The organism is Pseudomonas sp. SDO5271_S396, assembly GCF_054071795.1.
The window spans coordinates 1-19822 of sequence record NZ_JBSVWB010000011.1 but is presented as its reverse complement, the minus strand read 5'-3'; the positions used below and the strand labels follow the sequence as shown (position 1 = coordinate 19822).

The 19822-nt window shown below is 59.8% G+C and carries 22 protein-coding genes; 21 read left to right on the top strand and 1 reads right to left on the bottom strand.

Annotation, left to right across the window (positions count from 1 at the left end; all coding sequences use genetic code 11):
* Nucleotides 1-42 precede the first annotated feature (42 nt).
* A complete protein-coding gene (suhB, locus tag ACW9IN_RS10615; RefSeq protein ID WP_457365815.1) occupies nucleotides 43-858 on the bottom strand; it encodes a type III secretion system regulator SuhB in 816 nt (271 codons plus the stop codon).
* A 145-nt stretch (nucleotides 859-1003) separates the two neighbouring features.
* Between suhB and trmJ the strand changes: the two genes are divergently transcribed.
* The 21 genes from trmJ (at nucleotide 1004) to ACW9IN_RS10510 (ending at nucleotide 19788) form a co-directional block, all read left to right on the top strand.
* A complete protein-coding gene (gene trmJ, locus ACW9IN_RS10610) occupies nucleotides 1004-1774 on the top strand; it encodes a tRNA (cytosine(32)/uridine(32)-2'-O)-methyltransferase TrmJ (RefSeq protein ID WP_457365814.1) in 771 nt (256 codons plus the stop codon).
* A gap of 2 nt (nucleotides 1775-1776) precedes the next feature.
* Nucleotides 1777-2562 (top strand): serine O-acetyltransferase, encoded by a 786-nt coding sequence (gene cysE, locus ACW9IN_RS10605; RefSeq protein WP_457365813.1) that lies wholly within the window; start codon nucleotides 1777-1779, stop codon nucleotides 2560-2562.
* 239 nt (nucleotides 2563-2801) lie between these two features.
* Nucleotides 2802-3293, top strand: a complete 492-nt coding sequence (gene iscR, locus ACW9IN_RS10600) for a Fe-S cluster assembly transcriptional regulator IscR (protein WP_457365812.1) — start codon at nucleotides 2802-2804, stop codon at nucleotides 3291-3293.
* A 50-nt stretch (nucleotides 3294-3343) separates the two neighbouring features.
* On the top strand, nucleotides 3344-4558 hold the full coding sequence (locus ACW9IN_RS10595; RefSeq protein ID WP_016971998.1) for an IscS subfamily cysteine desulfurase: 1215 nt from the start codon (nucleotides 3344-3346) through the stop codon (nucleotides 4556-4558).
* Nucleotides 4559-4657: 99 nt separating this feature from the next.
* Nucleotides 4658-5044 carry a Fe-S cluster assembly scaffold IscU gene (gene iscU, locus ACW9IN_RS10590; RefSeq protein WP_010207899.1) on the top strand — a complete coding sequence of 129 codons (387 nt, stop codon included), beginning with the start codon at nucleotides 4658-4660 and terminating at the stop codon, nucleotides 5042-5044.
* Nucleotides 5045-5072: 28 nt separating this feature from the next.
* Nucleotides 5073-5396 (top strand): iron-sulfur cluster assembly protein IscA, encoded by a 324-nt coding sequence (iscA, locus tag ACW9IN_RS10585; RefSeq protein WP_003175963.1) that lies wholly within the window; start codon nucleotides 5073-5075, stop codon nucleotides 5394-5396.
* Between the two features lie 8 nt (nucleotides 5397-5404).
* Nucleotides 5405-5926: a co-chaperone HscB gene (hscB, locus tag ACW9IN_RS10580; protein ID WP_457365811.1), complete on the top strand. Its 522-nt coding sequence runs from the start codon at nucleotides 5405-5407 to the stop codon at nucleotides 5924-5926.
* Nucleotides 5927-5979: 53 nt separating this feature from the next.
* A complete protein-coding gene (gene hscA / locus ACW9IN_RS10575) occupies nucleotides 5980-7842 on the top strand; it encodes a Fe-S protein assembly chaperone HscA (protein WP_457365810.1) in 1863 nt (620 codons plus the stop codon).
* A gap of 3 nt (nucleotides 7843-7845) precedes the next feature.
* The gene (fdx, locus tag ACW9IN_RS10570; RefSeq protein ID WP_017736823.1) at nucleotides 7846-8187 is read left to right on the top strand and encodes an ISC system 2Fe-2S type ferredoxin; all 342 of its coding nucleotides are present in this window, start codon (nucleotides 7846-7848) and stop codon (nucleotides 8185-8187) included.
* A 14-nt stretch (nucleotides 8188-8201) separates the two neighbouring features.
* Nucleotides 8202-8402, top strand: a complete 201-nt coding sequence (gene iscX / locus ACW9IN_RS10565; protein WP_060754320.1) for a Fe-S cluster assembly protein IscX — start codon at nucleotides 8202-8204, stop codon at nucleotides 8400-8402.
* A gap of 91 nt (nucleotides 8403-8493) precedes the next feature.
* A complete protein-coding gene (gene ndk, locus ACW9IN_RS10560) occupies nucleotides 8494-8919 on the top strand; it encodes a nucleoside-diphosphate kinase (RefSeq protein ID WP_008092560.1) in 426 nt (141 codons plus the stop codon).
* Between the two features lie 29 nt (nucleotides 8920-8948).
* Nucleotides 8949-10097 (top strand): 23S rRNA (adenine(2503)-C(2))-methyltransferase RlmN, encoded by a 1149-nt coding sequence (gene rlmN, locus ACW9IN_RS10555; RefSeq protein WP_457365809.1) that lies wholly within the window; start codon nucleotides 8949-8951, stop codon nucleotides 10095-10097.
* Between the two features lie 12 nt (nucleotides 10098-10109).
* Nucleotides 10110-10868 carry a type IV pilus biogenesis/stability protein PilW gene (gene pilW, locus ACW9IN_RS10550; protein ID WP_457365808.1) on the top strand — a complete coding sequence of 253 codons (759 nt, stop codon included), beginning with the start codon at nucleotides 10110-10112 and terminating at the stop codon, nucleotides 10866-10868.
* Complete coding sequence (locus tag ACW9IN_RS10545) at nucleotides 10868-11863, top strand: RodZ domain-containing protein (protein ID WP_457365807.1); 996 nt, start codon at nucleotides 10868-10870, stop codon at nucleotides 11861-11863. Before pilW ends, ACW9IN_RS10545 begins: the two co-directional genes overlap by 1 nt.
* A 2-nt stretch (nucleotides 11864-11865) precedes the next feature.
* Nucleotides 11866-12975 (top strand): flavodoxin-dependent (E)-4-hydroxy-3-methylbut-2-enyl-diphosphate synthase, encoded by a 1110-nt coding sequence (ispG, locus tag ACW9IN_RS10540; protein WP_123715341.1) that lies wholly within the window; start codon nucleotides 11866-11868, stop codon nucleotides 12973-12975.
* 21 nt (nucleotides 12976-12996) lie between these two features.
* Nucleotides 12997-14286: a histidine--tRNA ligase gene (hisS, locus tag ACW9IN_RS10535; protein WP_457365806.1), complete on the top strand. Its 1290-nt coding sequence runs from the start codon at nucleotides 12997-12999 to the stop codon at nucleotides 14284-14286.
* A gap of 41 nt (nucleotides 14287-14327) precedes the next feature.
* Nucleotides 14328-14969: a YfgM family protein gene (locus ACW9IN_RS10530; protein WP_457365805.1), complete on the top strand. Its 642-nt coding sequence runs from the start codon at nucleotides 14328-14330 to the stop codon at nucleotides 14967-14969.
* Nucleotides 14962-16113 (top strand): outer membrane protein assembly factor BamB, encoded by a 1152-nt coding sequence (bamB, locus tag ACW9IN_RS10525; protein WP_457365804.1) that lies wholly within the window; start codon nucleotides 14962-14964, stop codon nucleotides 16111-16113. Before ACW9IN_RS10530 ends, bamB begins: the two co-directional genes overlap by 8 nt.
* Before the next feature lie 139 nt (nucleotides 16114-16252).
* Nucleotides 16253-17725: a ribosome biogenesis GTPase Der gene (gene der, locus ACW9IN_RS10520; RefSeq protein WP_457365803.1), complete on the top strand. Its 1473-nt coding sequence runs from the start codon at nucleotides 16253-16255 to the stop codon at nucleotides 17723-17725.
* Nucleotides 17726-17860: 135 nt separating this feature from the next.
* Entirely contained in the window at nucleotides 17861-19009 is a 1149-nt protein-coding gene (locus ACW9IN_RS10515; RefSeq protein ID WP_457365802.1) for a pyridoxal phosphate-dependent aminotransferase, read from the top strand.
* Nucleotides 18997-19788, top strand: coding sequence for an amidohydrolase (locus ACW9IN_RS10510; RefSeq protein WP_457365801.1), 792 nt, complete (start codon nucleotides 18997-18999; stop codon nucleotides 19786-19788). The genes ACW9IN_RS10515 and ACW9IN_RS10510 overlap by 13 nt, the downstream gene beginning before the upstream one ends.
* Nucleotides 19789-19822: the final 34 nt, after the last annotated feature.

The following is a 19822-nucleotide window of genomic DNA, read 5'->3' as shown; positions in this document are numbered from 1 at the left end:
ACAAAAAAGCACCCTAAAGGGTGCTTTTTTGTGCTCGCTCGCTTAGCGCTTCAGCGAGGCTGGCAGGTGTGGTTGGATCGCCGTCAGGACTGCCTTGAAGCATTTGGTGTTACCGGCAACCACGTGGCCTTTTTCCAGGAAGTCATGACCACCGGTGAAGTCGCTCACCAGGCCGCCGGCCTCTTGAATCAGCAGGGCGCCTGCCGCCATGTCCCACTCGGACAGGCCCGACTCCCAGAACGCATCGAAACGACCGGCGGCCACATAGGCCAGGTCCAGACTGGCAGCGCCTGCGCGACGGATGCCAGCGGTCTGGCCAACCAGGGCGCGGAACATGCCCAGGTAGTTTTCCAGGTTGTCCATCTGGTCATCGCGGAATGGGAAGCCGGTGCCCAGCAGGGCGCCGTCCAGGCTGGTGCGGCCGCTGACGCGCAGGCGACGACCATTGAGCTGGGCGCCACGGCCACGGCTGGCGGTGAATTCTTCCTGGCGAACCGGGTCCAGCACGACGGCGTGTTCCAGGCGACCGCGGTATTTGCAGGCGATGCTTACGGCAAAATGCGGGATGCCGCGCAGGAAGTTGGTGGTGCCGTCCAGGGGGTCGATGATCCAGAGGTAGTCTTCGCCTTCGCCGCTGCCTTTGTGCAGGCCCGACTCTTCGCCGAGGATGCCATGGGTCGGGTAGGCCTTGCGCAGGGCTTCGATGATTTTCTGTTCGGCGGCGCGATCGACCTCGGATACGTAATCCTTGGCGTCTTTTTCGTCGACCTTGATGGTATCCAGGCGCTCGATGGAGCGGAAGATCAATTCACTGGCGCTGCGGGCGGCGCGCAGCGCGATATTCAGCATGGGCTGCATGGATGTGTCACCTAAGGTTGTTAAAGAAAGCCGAGCATTCTAGCAGAAACTTTCTTCAGGTGAAGGATGACGTTCGCTTTCATGGCATAACCTTAGGCTGTTCTGTAAGCTTTGCTCCCCTTTCCCGTGTCCGAGAGCGCCTCCCTTGCTGCAAAACATCCGTGTCGTCCTCGTCAATACCAGTCATCCCGGCAACATCGGCGGGGCGGCGCGCGCCATGAAAAACATGGGGCTGTCGCGCCTGGTACTGGTGGAACCGCGACTGTTTCCGCACCACGAGGCCGATGCGCGCGCCTCGGGCGCCAATGACATCCTTGAAAACGCGCAAGTCGTCGCCACCTTGGAGGATGCGCTGGTGGGCTGCAACCTGGTGCTGGGTACCAGCGCCCGTGATCGGCGCATTCCCTGGCCCTTGCTGTCGCCCCGCGAGTGCGGCAGCAAAGTCGTGGAGGAAGCGGCGGGCGGCGCTGAAATTGCTCTGGTGTTTGGCCGTGAAGATTCCGGCCTGACCAACGAAGAGCTGCAGCGATGTCATTACCACGTGCACATTCCCTCCAATCCCGATTTCAGTTCGCTGAATCTGGGGGCGGCGGTGCAGGTGTTGAGTTATGAAGTGCGCATGGCATGGCTGGCGGCCGAAGGGCTGCCGGAAAAGCTTGAAAAGACCGAAGTCGCATCGCCGAAAAGCGATGAGCTGGCGACTATGGATGAGCTGGAGCGGTTCTATGAGCACCTGGAACAGACCCTGGTGTCCATCGAGTTCCTCGATCCTGAAAAACCGCGGCACTTGATGGCGCGCCTGCGCCGCCTGTACGGACGTAGTTCGGTCAGTCGGGCCGAGATGAATATATTGCGTGGCATCCTCACGGAAACCCAGAAAGCGGCCCGTGGTGAGCTTCTTAAGCGGAAGGATTAAAAATGTTCGAGCGTTTGCGAGAAGATATCCAGAGTGTTTTCCACCGTGATCCGGCGGCGCGCAACGCCTTTGAGGTGCTGACCTGCTACCCGGGCATGCATGCAATCTGGATTCACCGCCTGTCTGGCGCGCTGTGGGGTATGGGCTGGAAGTGGCTGGCGCGACTGGTGTCTAACTTTGGACGCTGGCTGACCGGTATCGAAATTCACCCGGGTGCCAAAGTGGGGCGTCGTTTCTTCATCGACCATGGTATGGGGATCGTTATTGGTGAGACTGCGGAAATCGGCGATGACGTGACCCTCTATCAAGGCGTTACCCTGGGGGGGACCAGTTGGAACAAAGGCAAGCGCCACCCGACGCTGGAAAATGGCGTGGTGGTGGGGGCGGGTGCCAAGGTGCTCGGTCCGTTTACCGTGGGTGCTGGCGCCAAAGTGGGTTCCAATGCGGTGGTGACCAAGGCCGTGCCGCCGGGTGCTACGGTGGTGGGCATTCCTGGCCGGATCATCGTCAAGCCGGAAGTGGCTGACGAGCAGGAAGCCAAGCGCAAGGCCATGGCCGAGAAAATCGGCTTCGATGCCTATGGTGTCAGCGAAGACATGCCTGACCCGATCGCCCGTGCCATTGGCCAGTTGCTCGATCATTTGCAGGCAGTCGACGGCAAGCTGGACGGTATGTGCGGTGCGCTGAAGGATCTGGGTAGCCCTTACTGTGCGAAAGATCTGCCAGAACTGCGCGAAGAAGACTTCGCCGAAATCAAGGATGAAGCAGCCACTACCAAGGCAGGTTGAGCCCTGGCGGTCACTGTCGGCCCCTGTGGGAGCGAGCAAGCCCGCTCCCTCATTTGATCTCGGTCGGTCCCGCAATTTTTTGTTGAGCTCGCTCTCGCCTGTTCGATCCCGCCCCATCCTGCTATTATTCGCGCGCCTTTTTACGGGTAATCCTGACTAAAGTACTAGGTCTTATAGTTGACTTAAATACTCGGGAATCGCATACTTGCTCCCATTCTGAAACACCTTGGTACTTGTCCATGAGACTGACTACAAAAGGCCGATACGCGGTGACCGCCATGCTTGACCTGGCCTTGCACGCGCAAACTGGGCCGGTGTCCCTGGCCGATATCTCCGAGCGCCAAGGCATTTCCCTGTCCTATCTCGAGCAACTGTTTGCCAAATTGCGCCGTAGCAATCTGGTTTCCAGCGTGCGGGGGCCGGGGGGCGGCTATCAATTGTCCCGTGACATGAAGGGCATCCAGGTGGCGCAGGTCATCGATGCGGTGAATGAGTCCGTCGATGCCACCAAATGCCAGGGACTGGGTGACTGCCATGCCGGTGACACCTGCCTGACGCACCACCTGTGGTGTGACTTGAGCCTGCAGATCCATGAGTTTTTGAGTGGTATCAGCTTGGCTGATCTTGTGACTCGCCGTGAGGTGCAGGAAGTAGCCCAGCGTCAGGACCAGCGCCGTTGCAACACCAAGGCGCCGCGTCTGGACAAGATTGAAGCGTCCGCCGTCGAGTGACAGCCGAAGAGCTAACGGCGCGCCAGCCAGCCTGATTTAGGAGAAAGTCCATGAAATTGCCGATTTACCTTGATTACTCTGCGACCACCCCGGTTGATCCGCGTGTTGCGCAGAAGATGAGCGAATGCCTGCTGGTTGACGGAAACTTCGGCAACCCGGCCTCCCGTTCCCACGTATTTGGCTGGAAAGCCGAGGAAGCAGTCGAGAATGCTCGTCGCCAGGTCGCAGATCTGGTGGGTGCAGACCCGCGCGAAATCGTCTGGACCTCCGGTGCCACCGAGTCCGACAACCTGGCAATCAAGGGTGCGGCGCATTTCTATGCGACCAAGGGCAAGCACCTGATCACTACCAAGATCGAGCACAAGGCGGTCCTGGATACCATGCGTCAACTGGAGCGTGAAGGTTTCGAGGTTACCTACCTCGAGCCCACCACCGACGGTATCGTCACTCCGGCCATGATCGAAGCTGCCCTGCGTGAAGACACCATCCTGGTTTCCGTCATTCACGTGAACAACGAAATCGGCACCATCAACGACATCGCAGCCATCGGCGAACTGACTCGTTCGAAGGGTATCCTGCTGCACGTCGACGCTGCCCAGTCCACCGGCAAGGTCGATATCGATCTGTCGAAACTGAAAGTCGACCTGATGTCGTTCTCTGCCCACAAGACCTACGGCCCTAAAGGCATCGGCGCCCTGTACGTGAGCCGCAAGCCACGTGTGCGCATCGAAGCCACCATGCACGGTGGCGGTCACGAGCGCGGCATGCGTTCCGGCACCCTGGCGACCCACCAGATCGTCGGCATGGGCGAAGCCTTCCGCGTAGCCAAAGAAGACATGGCCGCCGAAAATATTCGTATCAAAGCCCTGAGCGACCGCTTCTACAAGCAGGTCGAGGGCCTTGAAGAGCTGTACATCAACGGCAGCATGACCGCCCGTGTACCGCACAACCTGAATTTGAGCTTCAACTATGTCGAAGGCGAGTCGCTGATCATGGCGCTCAAGGATCTGGCGGTTTCGTCCGGTTCGGCCTGCACCTCGGCGTCCCTTGAGCCTTCGTACGTGCTGCGCGCCCTGGGTCGCAACGACGAACTGGCACACAGCTCGATCCGCTTTACGTTCGGCCGTTTCACCACCGAAGAGCAAGTCGACTACGCCGCGCAGAAAGTCTGCGAGGCCGTCAACAAGCTGCGCGTCCTGTCGCCGTTGTGGGACATGTACAAAGACGGTGTCGATATTTCCAAGATCGAGTGGGCGGCACACTAACTATAGAAGCCGCCACCCCGGCTCTGTAGGAACGTGGCGGAAAACGCAGGCGTTTCTACAGGGTTCCAGAGCGGCCCTGATGAGTGAGGATTCAGTACCATGGCTTACAGCGAAAAGGTCATCGACCACTACGAAAACCCGCGTAACGTCGGCAAGATGGACGCGGAAGACCCAGACGTGGGCACCGGCATGGTCGGCGCCCCGGCGTGCGGCGATGTGATGCGCCTGCAGATCAAGGTCAACGACAACGGTGTTATCGAAGACGCCAAGTTCAAGACCTACGGCTGCGGTTCGGCCATCGCCTCCAGCTCCCTGGCGACCGAATGGATGAAAGGCAAGACCCTGGATGAGGCTGTCACCATCAGCAACACCCAGCTGGCCGAAGAACTGGCTCTGCCGCCGGTGAAAATCCACTGCTCCGTACTCGCTGAAGACGCCATCAAGGCAGCCGTTCGCGACTACAAGCAGAAGAAAGGCTTGATCTAAGCATTTGGCGACGAGTAAGGAGTCAACGATGGCTATCAGCATGACAGAAGCGGCTGCGCAGCACATTCGCCGCTCCCTGAATGGGCGCGGTAAGGGTGAGGGGATTCGTCTGGGTGTGCGCACCACGGGCTGCTCCGGCCTTGCCTATGTGCTGGAGTTTGTCGACGAGGTGGTTGCGGAAGACCAGGTGTTCGAAAGTCACGGCGAAAAGGTGATCATCGACCCTAAAAGCCTGACCTACCTGGACGGCACCGAACTCGATTTCGTCAAGGAAGGGTTGAACGAAGGCTTCAAGTTCAACAACCCCAACGTGCGCGGTGAATGTGGCTGCGGCGAAAGCTTCAACATCTGAGGCTATTCGTGGGTACTCCTTGTCATTTCGCTTTATTCGAGCTGCAGCCGAGTTTTCGGCTGGACCTCGAGCAGCTTGCCACGCGCTACCGAGAGTTGGCGCGTGGGGTGCATCCGGACCGCTTCACTGATGCGTCCGAGCGCGAGCAGCGCCTGGCGCTCGAGCAGTCGGCCAGCCTCAACGAAGCCTATCAGACCCTGAAAAGCCCGCCCAAGCGCGCCCGCTATCTGCTGGCGATGAAAGGGGGTGAGTTGCCGCTGGAAGTTACGGTGCATGACCCGGACTTCCTGATGCAGCAGATGCAGTGGCGTGAAGAGCTCGAGGACTTGCAGGACGAAGCCGACCTGGCGGGTGTCGCGGTCTTCAAGCGTCGTCTGAAAACTGCCCAGGATGCGCTCAACGAAAGTTTCGCGGCCTGTTGGGATGATGCGGCGCAACGCGAACAGGCCGAACGCCTGATGCGGCGCATGCAGTTCCTGGACAAGCTCACCTACGAAGTGCGCCAGCTAGAAGAGCGCCTCGACGATTAACCCCGTGTGCTGCCCGTGATGCACGCCTGATAGACAGATAAGACCTGATTACCATGGCCCTACTGCAAATCGCCGAACCCGGCCAAAGCCCTCAACCGCACCAGCGTCGCCTGGCGGTCGGGATTGACTTGGGCACCACCAATTCCCTGGTTGCTGCTTTGCGCAGCGGCTTGTCCGAGCCGCTTCCCGATGCGGATGGCCGGGTGATCCTGCCATCCGCCGTGCGCTACCACGCCGATCGCACCGAAGTCGGTGAATCGGCCAAGCTGGCTGCGTCTTCCGACCCTTTGAATACCGTGCTTTCGGTCAAGCGCTTGATGGGTCGTGGTCTGTCCGACGTCAAGCAATTGGGCGACCAACTGCCGTACCGCTTTGTCGGCGGCGAATCCCACATGCCGTTCATCGACACTGTCCAAGGCCCGAAAAGCCCGGTGGAAGTGTCAGCCGATATCCTCAAGGTGCTCCGCCAGCGCGCAGAAAGCACGTTGGGCGGTGAACTGGTTGGTGCGGTGATCACGGTTCCGGCTTACTTCGATGACGCTCAGCGCCAGGCCACCAAGGACGCGGCAAGACTCGCTGGCCTTAACGTCTTGCGCCTGCTCAACGAGCCGACCGCTGCGGCGGTGGCCTACGGCCTGGACCAGCACGCCGAGGGGCTGGTCGCCATCTACGACCTGGGCGGCGGTACCTTTGATATTTCGATCCTGCGCCTGACGGGTGGTGTCTTCGAAGTGCTTGCTACCGGCGGCGATAGTGCCTTGGGTGGTGATGACTTCGATCATGCAATCGCGAGCTGGATCATCAGCAACGCCGGATTGTCGGCGGATCTGGATCCAGGCGCGCAGCGTAACCTGCTGCAAACCGCCTGTGCGGCCAAAGAAGCGCTGACGGATGCTGCTTCTGTAGAAGTTTCCTACGGCAACTGGTCTGCCCGGTTGAGCCGTGACGCCTTCGACGCATTGATCGAACCGATGGTGGCCCGCAGCCTGAAAGCCTGCCGCCGTGCAGTGCGTGATTCCGGTATCGAGCTGGAAGACGTCGGCGCCGTGGTGATGGTCGGCGGTTCGACTCGTGTGCCGCGTGTTCGCGAAGCGGTTGCTCAAGCCTTTGGCCGTCAGCCACTGACCGAAATCGATCCGGATCAAGTCGTTGCCATTGGCGCTGCGATCCAGGCCGATACCCTGGCCGGTAACAAACGCGACGGTAGCGAACTGCTTTTGCTCGACGTGATTCCATTGTCTTTAGGGCTGGAAACCATGGGCGGCCTGATGGAGAAGGTGATTCCTCGCAACACCACCATCCCGGTCGCTCGTGCCCAGGATTTCACCACTTACAAAGACGGCCAGACGGCCATGATGATTCATGTGCTGCAAGGCGAGCGCGAGCTGATCAGCGACTGCCGCTCCCTGGCACGCTTCGAATTGCGTGGTATTCCGGCCATGGTCGCGGGGGCGGCAAAGATTCGCGTGACCTTCCAGGTCGACGCCGATGGCCTGCTCAACGTCGCTGCTCGCGAACTGGGCTCGGGCGTGGAAGCGAGTATCCAGGTCAAGCCGTCCTATGGCCTCACCGATGGCGAAATCGCCAAGATGCTCAAGGATTCGTTCCAGTACGCCGGTGACGACAAGGTCGCCCGTGTCTTGCGTGAGCAGCAGGTCGATGCCCAGCGTCTGATCGAAGCGGTGCAGGGCGCCCTCGAGGTCGACGGCGAGCGTTTGCTGGACGCCGAAGAGCGCATGGTCATTGACCTGCAAATGCAGGAACTGGCCGAACTGATGAAAGGCACCGATGGTTATGCCATCGAGCAGCAGACCAAGCGTCTGTCGCAAGTGACCGATGCCTTTGCCGCCCGCCGTATGGACCAGACGGTAAAAGCCGCCCTGGCGGGACGCAACCTGAATGAAATCGAGGAATAATTAATGCCGCAGGTCATTTTTCTGCCACACGCCGAGCATTGCCCGGACGGTATGGTCGTGGAGGCTGAGACCGGCAAGTCCATCCTCGAAGTCGCCCATGACAACCATATCGAGATCGAAAGCGCTTGCGGCGGTGTCTGCGCCTGCACCACCTGCCACTGCATCATTCGCGAAGGGTTCAATACCCTGGAAGAGGCGGACGAGCTGGAGGAGGACTTTCTTGATCGCGCCTGGGGCCTGGAAGCGCATTCGCGCCTAAGCTGTCAGGCAAAGGTCGGGACGGAAGACATCACCGTGGAAATTCCGAAATATTCGCTCAACCATGCAGCCGAAGCGCCGCATTGATTCAAGGAAATGTCATGAGCCTGAAATGGGTTGATGTACAAGAAATCGCCATTCTGTTGGCTGATGGTTATCCGGATCTGGACCCTTATTCGCTGAACTTTGTCGCTTTGCGTGACATGGTCATGGCGTTGCCAGGGTTTGAAGATGAGCGGGACCGGGGCGGCGAAAAGGTTTTGGAAGCTATCCAGACTGCCTGGAAAGAAGAACAGGACTGACGCCTCCCTTACGCAGTTAGGCAATACCCAATAACCCGCGTATAATTCGCGGGTTTAATTTTTCGTAAATTACCGTTTCTGGAGTTACACCATGGCTGTTCAACGTACTTTCTCCATCATCAAGCCTGACGCTGTTGCAAAAAACGTCATCGGCAAGATCACTACCCGTTTTGAAGAAGCCGGCCTGAAAATCGTAGCTTCCAAAATCAAGCAACTGTCCAAGGCTGAAGCCGAAGGCTTCTACGCCGAGCACAGCGCTCGCGGTTTCTTCGGTGACCTGGTTGCCTTCATGACCTCCGGTCCTGTCGTTGTTCAGGTTCTGGAAGGCGAAAACGCCATTGCTCTGAACCGTGAGCTGATGGGCGCTACCAACCCTAAAGAAGCTGCTGCCGGCACCATCCGTGCTGACTTCGCCGAGTCCATCGACGCCAACGCCGTACACGGTTCGGACTCCGAAGCCGCTGCTGCTCGCGAAATCGCTTACTTCTTCGCAGCTACTGAAGTAACCACTCGCTAAGCACCGGCTTAAAGAGTGAGGGTGAATCCATGACGACATCGACTGTAAAAACCAACCTGCTGGGTCTGACTCAGCCGGAAATGGAGAAATTCTTCGACTCAATCGGGGAGAAGCGTTTCCGTGCCGGTCAGGTAATGAAATGGATTCACCACTTTGGCGTCGACGATTTCGATGCCATGACGAACGTCAGCAAGGCCTTGCGTGAAAAACTCAAGGCTGTCGCTGAGGTTCGTGGTCCTGAAGTGGTCAGCGAGGACATTTCCAGCGACGGCACCCGCAAGTGGGTGGTGCGCGTGGCGTCCGGCAGCTGCGTCGAGACTGTTTACATTCCCCAGGGCAAGCGCGGCACCTTGTGCGTTTCGTCCCAGGCAGGCTGTGCCCTGGACTGCAGTTTCTGCTCCACCGGCAAGCAAGGCTTCAACAGCAACCTCACCGCCGCCGAAGTCATTGGCCAGGTGTGGATCGCCAATAAATCCTTCGGCAGCGTTCCGGCCACCATCGACCGCGCCATCACCAACGTGGTGATGATGGGGATGGGGGAACCGCTGCTGAACTTCGACAACGTCATTTCGGCCATGCGCCTGATGATGGACGACCTGGGCTACGGCATCTCCAAGCGCCGCGTGACCCTGTCGACATCCGGCGTGGTTCCGATGATCGATGAATTGGCCAAGCACATCGACGTCTCCCTGGCGTTGTCGCTGCACGCACCCAATGACGCATTGCGTAACCAATTGGTGCCGATCAACAAGAAGTATCCGCTTAAGATGCTCCTCGATTCCTGCCAGCGCTACATGTCGGCCCTGGGCGAAAAGCGTGTACTGACCATCGAATACACCTTGCTCAAGGACATCAACGACAAAGTCGAGCACGCGGTCGAGATGATCGAGCTGCTCAAGAACGTGCCGTGCAAGATCAACCTGATTCCGTTCAACCCGTTTCCCCATTCTGGCTACGAGCGGCCGAGCAACAACGCCATCCGCCGTTTCCAGGATCAACTGCACCAGGCGGGCTTCAATGTCACCGTGCGCACCACCCGTGGTGAGGACATCGATGCGGCCTGTGGCCAATTGGTAGGGCAGGTGCTGGATCGCACCCGCCGCAGCGAGCGTTATATCGCGGTGCGTGAACTGAGCGCAGCTGACGACATGCCGCAAAGCGCTGCAAACCGAAACTGAGAGAGGATCTCTATGCCCTTGCGCCTTGCGCTGCTTTTGCTTGTTACCGGCCTTGCGACCGGTTGCGTTTCATCGGGCCATGAGAGCCCCCTGCAAACCGGCAAAGGTCGTGACGAGGCGCGGGTTGCCTATGTGCAATTGGGCCTGGGTTACCTGCGCCAGGGCATGAGCGAGCAAGCCAAGGCACCGTTGAAAAAGGCTCTTGAGCTGGACAGCGACGATGCCGACGCCAATGCCGCGCTGGCCTTGGTCTTCCAGGCCCAGGCCGAGCCTGAACTGGCCGATCGATACTTCAATAAAGCCCTGGCCGCACGGCCTGCCGACCCTCGGCTGCTGAACAACTACGGCAGCTTCCTGTTCGAGCAGAAACGTTATGACCAGGCTTCCCGTTATTTCCAGCAGGCCAGCGCCGATACGCTCTATCCTGAGCGCTCGCGTGTATTCGAGAACCTCGGTGTGACGTCGGTGCGCCTTGGCCAGCGCGACGTTGCGCGCCAGCAACTGGAAAAAGCCCTGCACCTGAACAGTCGCCAGCCACGGGCATTGCTTGAAATGGCTGAGTTGTCCTACGAAGACAGGCATTATGTGCCGGCACGTGACTATTACGAGCGTTTTAGCCTGCTCAGCGGGCAAAATGCACGTAGTCTATTGCTCGGTGTGCGCCTGGCGACGGTTCATGAAGAACGCGACACGGCCGCACGATTTGGCCAGCAACTCGAACGACTCTATCCCGGTACGCCGGAATATCAGCAATACCTGTCGGAGCAATGATGAAAGCGGCGCACCCGGAAGTTGTAGCAGCTAATCGCGTAAACCCAGGCGAGACCTTGCGTCAGGCCCGTGAAAGCAAAGGATGGTCCCTGGCAGAGGTGGCCCTCAAGCTCAATCTGACCGCCACATCCCTGGCCAACCTGGAAGCCGGCGCGTTCGACAAGCTGCCTGGGCACACCTTCGCCCGGGGTTATATCCGTGCCTACGCCAAGTTGCTGGGCATCGACCAGGCCGTGCTGGTCCAGGAATTCGATCAGTTCACCGGCACCGACTCCCAGGGCAGCAATGTGCATGGCCTGGGACGTATTGAAGAGCCGGTACGGGTTTCCCACACCATTTTGCGCATTGTCAGCCTGCTGCTGCTGATCGCCGTGATCGGCGGTGGTTTTGTCTGGTGGCAAGACCAGACGTCCTTGCGTACCAAGGACCTGGTCAGCAACGCCATGGAGCACGTCGAGGTCGAGAGCGCCGACGGCACCACACAGATTCACCCACTGGATGAGCCGGAAGACCAGGCGGTAGCCGAAGGTCAAGCGGCGTCCGAAGCGCCAGCCACTGCCGAAACACCCGCGCCGGAAACGGCGCCTGCGGTGACCGCTCCAGCTCCAGCCGCACCAGCCACGCCAGCAGCGCCGCAGGCTCAGGCCCATGTGCCTGCCACACCTGCTGCGCCTGCCACGCAAGCCCCTGTGGCCCCGGCTACCCCGGCGGCGCCTGCGATTTCGCCGCCCACCACTCCAGCGTTGATCGCCGGTGATGGTCGTGTACAGATCACCTTCATCGCTGACTGCTGGACGCAGGTCACCGATGGCAATGGCAAAGTGCTGTTTAGCGGTCTGAAGCGTAAGGGAGATACGCTTGACCAGGGCGGCAAGCCTCCTCTGACGCTGCGTCTGGGCTTTGCCCGTGGCGCGCAAGTGGCCTACAACGGCCAGCCTGTGGACGTGGCGCCGTTCACCACTGGCGAGACCGCTCGCCTGAAGCTGGGACAATAGTCATGCACGGCGAATCTCCAATCAAACGTCGCGTATCGCGCAAGATCTGGGTCGGCTCGGTGCCGGTGGGTGGCGATGCCCCCATCGCGGTACAGAGCATGACCAACAGCGACACCAATGATGTGGCTGCCACCGTTGCCCAGATCAACCGCCTGGAAGCGGCCGGTGTGGACATCGTGCGTGTATCCGTGCCGGACATGGACGCGGCCGAGGCCTTTGGTCGTATCAAGCAACTGGTCAAGGTGCCGCTGGTGGCCGACATCCACTTCGACTACCGGATCGCCTTGCGCGTCGCGGAGCTGGGCGTTGACTGCCTGCGCATCAACCCGGGCAACATCGGTCGCGAAGACCGGGTGCGTGCCGTGGTGGATGCGGCACGTGATCGGGGTATTCCAATCCGCATCGGCGTCAATGCCGGCTCCCTGGAAAAAGACCTGCAAAAGAAGTACGGCGAGCCCACCCCGGCAGCGCTGGTCGAGTCGGCGTTGCGCCATGTTGAACACCTTGAACGGCTGAATTTCCAGGACTTCAAGGTCAGCGTAAAGGCTTCCGACGTGTTCATGGCCGTCGAAGCCTATCGCCTGTTGGCCAAGGAAATCGTGCAACCGCTGCACCTGGGGATCACCGAAGCAGGTGGTTTGCGCTCAGGTACGGTGAAATCTGCGGTGGGTCTCGGTATGCTGCTCGCCGAAGGAATTGGCGATACTATCCGCATCTCCCTGGCGGCAGACCCGGTAGAGGAGGTGAAAGTCGGCTACGACATTCTCAAATCCCTGCATTTGCGTTCCCGTGGCATCAACTTCATTGCCTGCCCGAGCTGCTCGCGGCAGAACTTCGACGTGGTGAAAACCATGAACGAACTGGAAGGGCGCCTCGAGGACCTGCTGGTGCCGCTGGATGTTGCGGTGATCGGCTGCGTGGTCAACGGACCAGGTGAGGCCAAAGAGGCCCATATAGGCCTGACCGGTGGTACACCGAACCTGATTTACATCGACGGCAAGCCGTCGCAGAAACTGACGAATGACAATCTGGTGGATGAGCTCGAAAGGTTGATCCGCGAGAAGGCCGCCGAAAAGGTCGCCGCCGACGCAGCGCTGATCGCGCGCGGCTAAGAACGAATTTAAGGATTTGATGTGAGCAAGTCTCTGCAAGCCATTCGTGGCATGAACGACATCCTGCCGGAACAGACGCCGCTGTGGCGCTATTTCGAAGGTACTGTCGCGCGCCTGCTGGATAACTACGGTTACAAGCAGATTCGCATGCCGATCGTCGAGTTCACCGAGCTGTTCAAACGCTCCATCGGTGAAGTGACCGACATCGTCGAAAAAGAGATGTACACCTTTGAAGATCGCAACGGCGACTCCCTGACCCTGCGTCCGGAAGGTACCGCCGCATGCGTGCGCGCGGTGCTCGAACATGGCCTCACCGGGGGCGGTCAGCCGCAGAAGCTTTGGTACATCGGCCCGATGTTCCGCCACGAACGCCCGCAGAAAGGCCGTTATCGCCAGTTTCACCAGATCGGCCTGGAAGTGTTCAACCTCGATGGCCCGGACATCGACGCCGAATTGATCGTGCTCACCTGGCGCCTGTGGGGCCTGCTGGGCATCCGCGATGCGGTCAAGCTTGAACTGAACAGCCTGGGCACCAGCGAATCCCGAGGCCGCTACCGCGTGGCCCTGGTCGACTACCTGAGCGCCCATCTGGACAAGCTGGACGAAGACAGCCAGCGCCGCCTGAAAACCAACCCGTTGCGTGTCCTTGATACCAAGAATGCCGACACCCAGGCGATCCTGGTCGATGCGCCGAAAATGGCCGATTACCTGGACGACGAATCCCGTGCACACTTCGAGGGCCTCAAGGCGCGTCTCGACGCGGCAGGCATTCCGTACGTAATCAATCCAAAACTGGTGCGTGGCCTCGATTACTACAGCAAGACCGTGTTCGAGTGGGTCACCGACAAGCTCGGCGCCCAGGGCACCGTGTGTGCTGGTGGCCGCTACGACGGCCTGGTCGAGCAGATGGGCGGCAAGCCGACCACAGGCGTAGGTTTTGCCATGGGCATCGAGCGGCTGATCCTGCTGCTGGAAACCCTGGAGCAGGTTCCCGAAGAGATCTCCCGTCAGGTGGACGTGTACCTCTGCGCTTTTGGTGAGGCCGCCGAACTGGCAGCCCTGGCCTTGAGCGAGAAAGTACGTGACCAATTGCCTAATCTGCGTCTGCAGATCAATGCCGGAGCCGGCAGTTTCAAGAGCCAGTTCAAGAAAGCCGACAAGAGCGGTGCGCTGTACGCATTGATCCTCGGCGATGACGAGTTGGCCCAGCAAGTGATAGGTTTCAAACCCCTGCGTGGCCAGGGTGAGCAACAGAACATTGCCTTTGATGCGCTCGCTGCGCACTTGGCCACCTGCGTCGTGCAGGGTTGAAGCTGTCGAACAGCCGAATTTAGCGATTAAGGAGTATTGGGGTGTCGAGTACTGATGATGAGCAGTTGGCCGAACTGAAGGACTGGTGGCAGCGTAACGGCAAGCCCCTGGTGACCGGCGGTCTGCTGGCGTTAGTGGTGGTGTTCGGCTGGCAGGCCTGGAACAAGTATCAGGCCAACCAGTCCCAGGGCGCCTCGATCCTCTATCAGCAATTGCTGGAAACTACGCTGACCCCGGACGGCAAGCCTGACACTGCGCACGTCGCAGACCTGGCCGGCAAGCTGAAGAGCGAATTTGGTGGCAGCACCTACGCCCAATACGGCAGCCTGTTCGTCGCGAAAGTCGCGGTCGACTCCGGCAAGCTGGATGACGCCGCGGCTGAACTGAAGGCGGTTGCGGACAAGCCGGTCAACCCGACTCTGGGTGAAATCGCACGACAACGCCTGGCTCAGGTACTGGCGGCACAGAACAAGGCTGACGAAGCACTCAAACTGCTCGACGGCGATGCGGACAAGGCATTTGTAGCCACTCGCGAAGAGCTCAAGGGCGACCTGTTGGTCCAATTGGGTCGTACCGACGAAGCCAATGCTGCGTACAAGAAAGCCAAGGCGGCGCTGTCGGATGAAGCGGCGGTCGGTGGCTTACAAATCAAGCTGGACGACTTGGCCAAAGGGGATGCGTGACGTGATCCGTTGGAAACATGCAGCATTGCTGGCTCTGGCCGTTCTGGCCGCGGGTTGCAGCAGCAACAGTAAAAAAGAACTGCCTCCGGCCGAGCTGACCAGCTTCAAGGAAGAAGTGATCCTGCAAAAGCAGTGGAGCCGCTCCATCGGTGACGGTCAGGGCGAAACCTACAACATGCTGGTACCGGCGATCGACGGTGACAACATTGTGGCCGCTGACGTCACCGGCGTGGTGATCTCCATGGATCGCATGAACGGCGATGTGAAATGGAAGAAAGACCTTGAACTGCCGGTGTCGGGCGCCGTTGGCGTGGGTTATGGCCTGGTGATGCTCGGCACGCTGAAAGGCGAAGTCGTGGCGCTGGATTCCAGCACAGGTGAAGAGAAATGGCGCGCGCGCGTGACCAGTGAAGTACTCGCTCCGCCTGCCACCAACGGTGACGTGGTGGTGGTGCAGACCCAGGATGATCGCGTGATCGGCCTGGATGCCAGCACCGGCCAGCAACGCTGGTTGTACGACAGCACCCCTGCGGTACTGACCCTGCGCGGTACCAGTGGTCCGGTTGTGACCAACAATCTGGCCGTCGCGGGTCTGTCGACCGGTAAAGTGGTCGCCCTCGATACCCAGAACGGCGTGCCGGCCTGGGAAACCCGTGTGGCCATTCCGCAAGGTCGCTCCGAACTGGACCGCGTGGTGGACATCGACGGTGGTTTGCTGCTGTCGGGTGAAACCCTCTACGTAGCCACCTACCAAGGCCGTGTTGCGGCACTGGACCTGCAGAGTGGCCGCATCAACTGGCAGCGTGATGCCTCCAGCTACGCCGGTGTCGCCCAAGGGTTCGGCAGCGTCTACGTCAGCCTGGCATCCGGTACTGTTGAAAGTGTCGACGAGCGTTCCACCACTGCATTGTGGAGCAACGATTCCCTGGCTCGCCGTCAACTGTCGGCACCGGAAGTGTTTTCCAGCTATGTCGCGGTGGGCGACTTCGAAGGCTACCTGCACCTGCTGAGCCAGGTAGACGGTCGCTTCGTCGGTCGTGAACGCATCGACAGCGATGGCCTGCGTGCGCGTCCGCTGGTGGTGGGTAACATGCTTTATGTGTTTGGCAACAGCGGCAAGCTGGAAGCCCTGACCATCAAGTAAAGGTTTGACTATGCTTGGGGTAACTCCCAGGCGGCCCCGCTTCGGCGGGGCATGCGGCATGTGATTATGCTGCCCCGAGCACCAGCCGCTGCCTTGCAGCGGCTTTTGTATTTTCTGAAATAACGAAGTGGAGAGCCGCATGGTTCCCGTAATCGCCCTGGTGGGCCGACCCAACGTCGGCAAGTCCACCTTGTTCAACCGCCTGACCAGGACTCGCGACGCCATTGTCGGCGACTTGTCCGGTCTGACCCGTGATCGCCAATACGGTGAGGCAAAGTGGCAAGGGCGCTCCTACATCATTATCGACACCGGCGGTATTTCCGGTGATGAGCATGGCATGGACGAAAAGATGGCCGAGCAATCGCTGCTCGCCATTGAAGAAGCCGATGTCGTGTTGTTCCTGGTAGATGCCCGCGCGGGCTACACCGCTGCCGACCAGATGATTGGCGAGCACCTGCGCAAGCGCAACAAACGCTCTTACGTCGTGGCCAACAAGATCGACAACATCGACGCTGAACTGGCCCGTGCCGAATTCAGCCCGATGGGCCTGGGCGACGCGATCCCGATTGCCGGTGCTCACGGTCGTGGCATCAACCAGATGCTGGAAATCGCCCTGCAGACCTTCCCCAAGGACGAAGAAGAGCCAGCCGAAGGCGAAGAGGAAGAGATCGTTGCCGAAGGCGAGGAAGCCAAGCGCATTCCTGGCCCGAGTGAAAAAGACGGTATCAAGATCGCCATCATCGGTCGTCCCAACGTCGGCAAGTCGACCCTGGTCAACCGCATGCTTGGTGAAGAGCGGGTGATCGTCTATGACCAGCCCGGCACCACCCGCGACAGCATTTACATCCCGTTCGAACGCAACGAGGAAAAGTACACGCTGATCGACACCGCCGGTGTGCGCAAGCGCGGCAAGATCCACGAAGAAGTCGAAAAATTCTCCGTGGTGAAAACCCTGCAGGCCATCAAAGACGCCAACGTGGTGATCTTCGTGATGGATGCTCGCGAAGGCGTGGTGGACCACGACCTCAACCTGCTGGGCTTTGCCCTGGAGGCTGGTCGGGCGCTGGTGATCGCGATCAACAAATGGGACGGCATGACCCCGAGCGAGCGCGACTACGTGAAGGTCGAACTGCAACGCCGGTTGTTCTTCGTCGAGTTCGCCGATATCCACTTCATCTCGGCGCTGCACGGTACCGGTGTGGGCAACCTCTATGCGTCGGTGCAGAACTCGTTCAAGTCGGCGGTCACCCGCTGGCCGACCAGCCGCCTGACCCAGATCCTCGAAGATGCGGTGAGCGAGCATGCGCCGCCCATGGTCAACAGCCGCCGAATCAAACTGCGGTATGCCCACCTGGGCGGCGCCAACCCGCCGATTATCGTGATCCACGGTAACCAGGTGGAGAAGGTGCCCAAGTCCTACGTGCGCTACCTGGAAAACACCTACCGCCGTGTCCTCAAGCTGGTCGGTACGCCGATCCGCATCGAGTTCAAGGGCAGTGACAACCCGTACGAAGGCAACAAGAACACACTGACTGACCGTCAGGTGAACAAGAAGCGTCGTTTGATGAGTCACCACAAAAAGGCCGACAAGAAGCGCCGGGACAAGAGATAACGGCAGCTTCGAGTTGTAAGCGACATGCTGCAAGAGAGGGCTCCTTTGGAGCCCTTTTTTGTGCGCGCCAGTTTGCTCCTTGACCTGCTTGCAACTTGCAGCTTAAAACTTGCAGCTCACCCGAAGGGGGCTCCCATGATCACCAGCAAGCTGCCGAATGTCGGCACCACGATTTTCACCACCATGTCGCAACTCGCTGCCGAAACCGGCGCGCTCAACCTGTCCCAAGGCTTTCCCGATTTCAATGGCCCTAAGGCGTTGCTTGATGCCGTGGGCAAGCATATCGCCCTGGGGCATAACCAATACGCGCCCATGACCGGTTTGCCGATACTGCGCCAGCAGGTGGCCGCCAAGATTGCCCGCAGCTATGACGCCACGGTCAATCAAGACACTGAAGTGACCATCACGCCGGGCGCCGCCGAAGCGATCTTCTGCGCGATCCAGGCGGTGATTCGCCAGGGCGACGAAGTGATCGTGTTCGACCCCAGCTACGACAGCTACGAGCCTTCGGTCGAGCTGGCCGGTGGTCGTTGCGTGCATGTGCCATTGAGCCTGCAAGGCTTCGCCCTCGACTTCGAAAAAATCAGGGCGGCGCTGTCGCCACGCACACGCATGATCATCCTGAACTCGCCGCATAACCCTACCGGCGCGCTGATCAGCCGCGCGGAGCTGGACCAACTGGCCGAACTGATCCGTGACCGCGACATCTACCTGGTCAGCGATGAGGTCTACGAACACTTGGTGTTTGACGGCGTGCCGCATGTCAGCGTGCTCGCCCACGAGGAGCTGTATCAACGTGCTTTCGTGGTCAGCTCGTTTGGCAAGACCTACCACGTTACTGGCTGGAAAACCGGCTATGTCGTCGCACCGCCGGCGCTCACTGCCGAGCTGCGCAAGGTGCATCAATACGTCAATTTTTGCGGCGTGACGCCGTTGCAATACGCGTTGGCGGACTTCATGGCCGAACACCCCGAGCACGTGGATGAACTGCCGGCCTTTTATCAGGCCAAGCGCGACCTGTTCTGCGACCTGTTGGCGCCGTCGCGTTTCAGCTTCACACGGGTCGCCGGTACCTATTTCCAACTGGTGGATTACTCGCAGATTCGCCCGGACCTGGATGACGTCGCCATGTCGCTGTGGATGACCCGTGAACACGGCGTTGCCACCATTCCGGTCTCGGTGTTCTACCAGAGCCCGCCCCAAGGCCAGCGTCTAGTACGCCTGTGTTTTGCCAAACGCGAGGAGACGCTGCAGCAGGCAGCGGAAAAACTATGCGTGATCTGAGTGCGTTGCCCAACCTGAACATTGCCCTGGTCCAGACCACCCTGGCCTGGCACGACCGCCAGACCAACCTCGAGCATTTCGAGCTGCTGCTGGAGCAGGCCCGTGGCGCCGACCTGATCGTGTTGCCGGAAATGTTCACCACCGGTTTTTCCATGGAGTCGGCGACCCTTGCCGAACAAGAGTTCGGTCCGACCCATCACTGGCTCCAGGCCCAAGCCCGACAGTACGATGCGGTAATCACCGGCAGCGTGATCATCCAGGCCGCCGACGGCAGCCATCGTAACCGCTTGCTGTGGGCACGGCCGGACGGGGAAGTGCTGCATTACGACAAGCGCCACCTGTTCCGCATGGCGGGTGAGCACAATCACTACACCCCGGGCGAGCGTCAGGTGCAGTTCGAACTGAAAGGTTGGCGTGTTCGCCCGCTGATCTGCTACGACTTGCGCTTTCCGGTGTGGAGTCGCGATGCCCAAGACACCGACCTGCTGTTGTATACCGCCAACTGGCCGGGGGCTCGGCGCCAGCACTGGAACCGGCTGTTGCCGGCACGGGCCATCGAGAACCTGTGCTATGTGGCAGCGGTGAACCGGATCGGCACGGACGGCAAAGGCTTTGCCTACACGGGTGACAGCCAGGTGCTGGATTTTCAGGGCGAGACGTTGTTGAGTGCGGGGGAGGCGGACGGGGTGTTTCAGGTGAGCCTGGATGCGGCCGAGTTGGCGGCGTATCGCACCCGGTTTCCGGCGAACCTGGATGCCGACAGCTTTCAGTTTGTCTGACGCACCGCTTTCGCGAGCAAGCCCGCTCCCACAG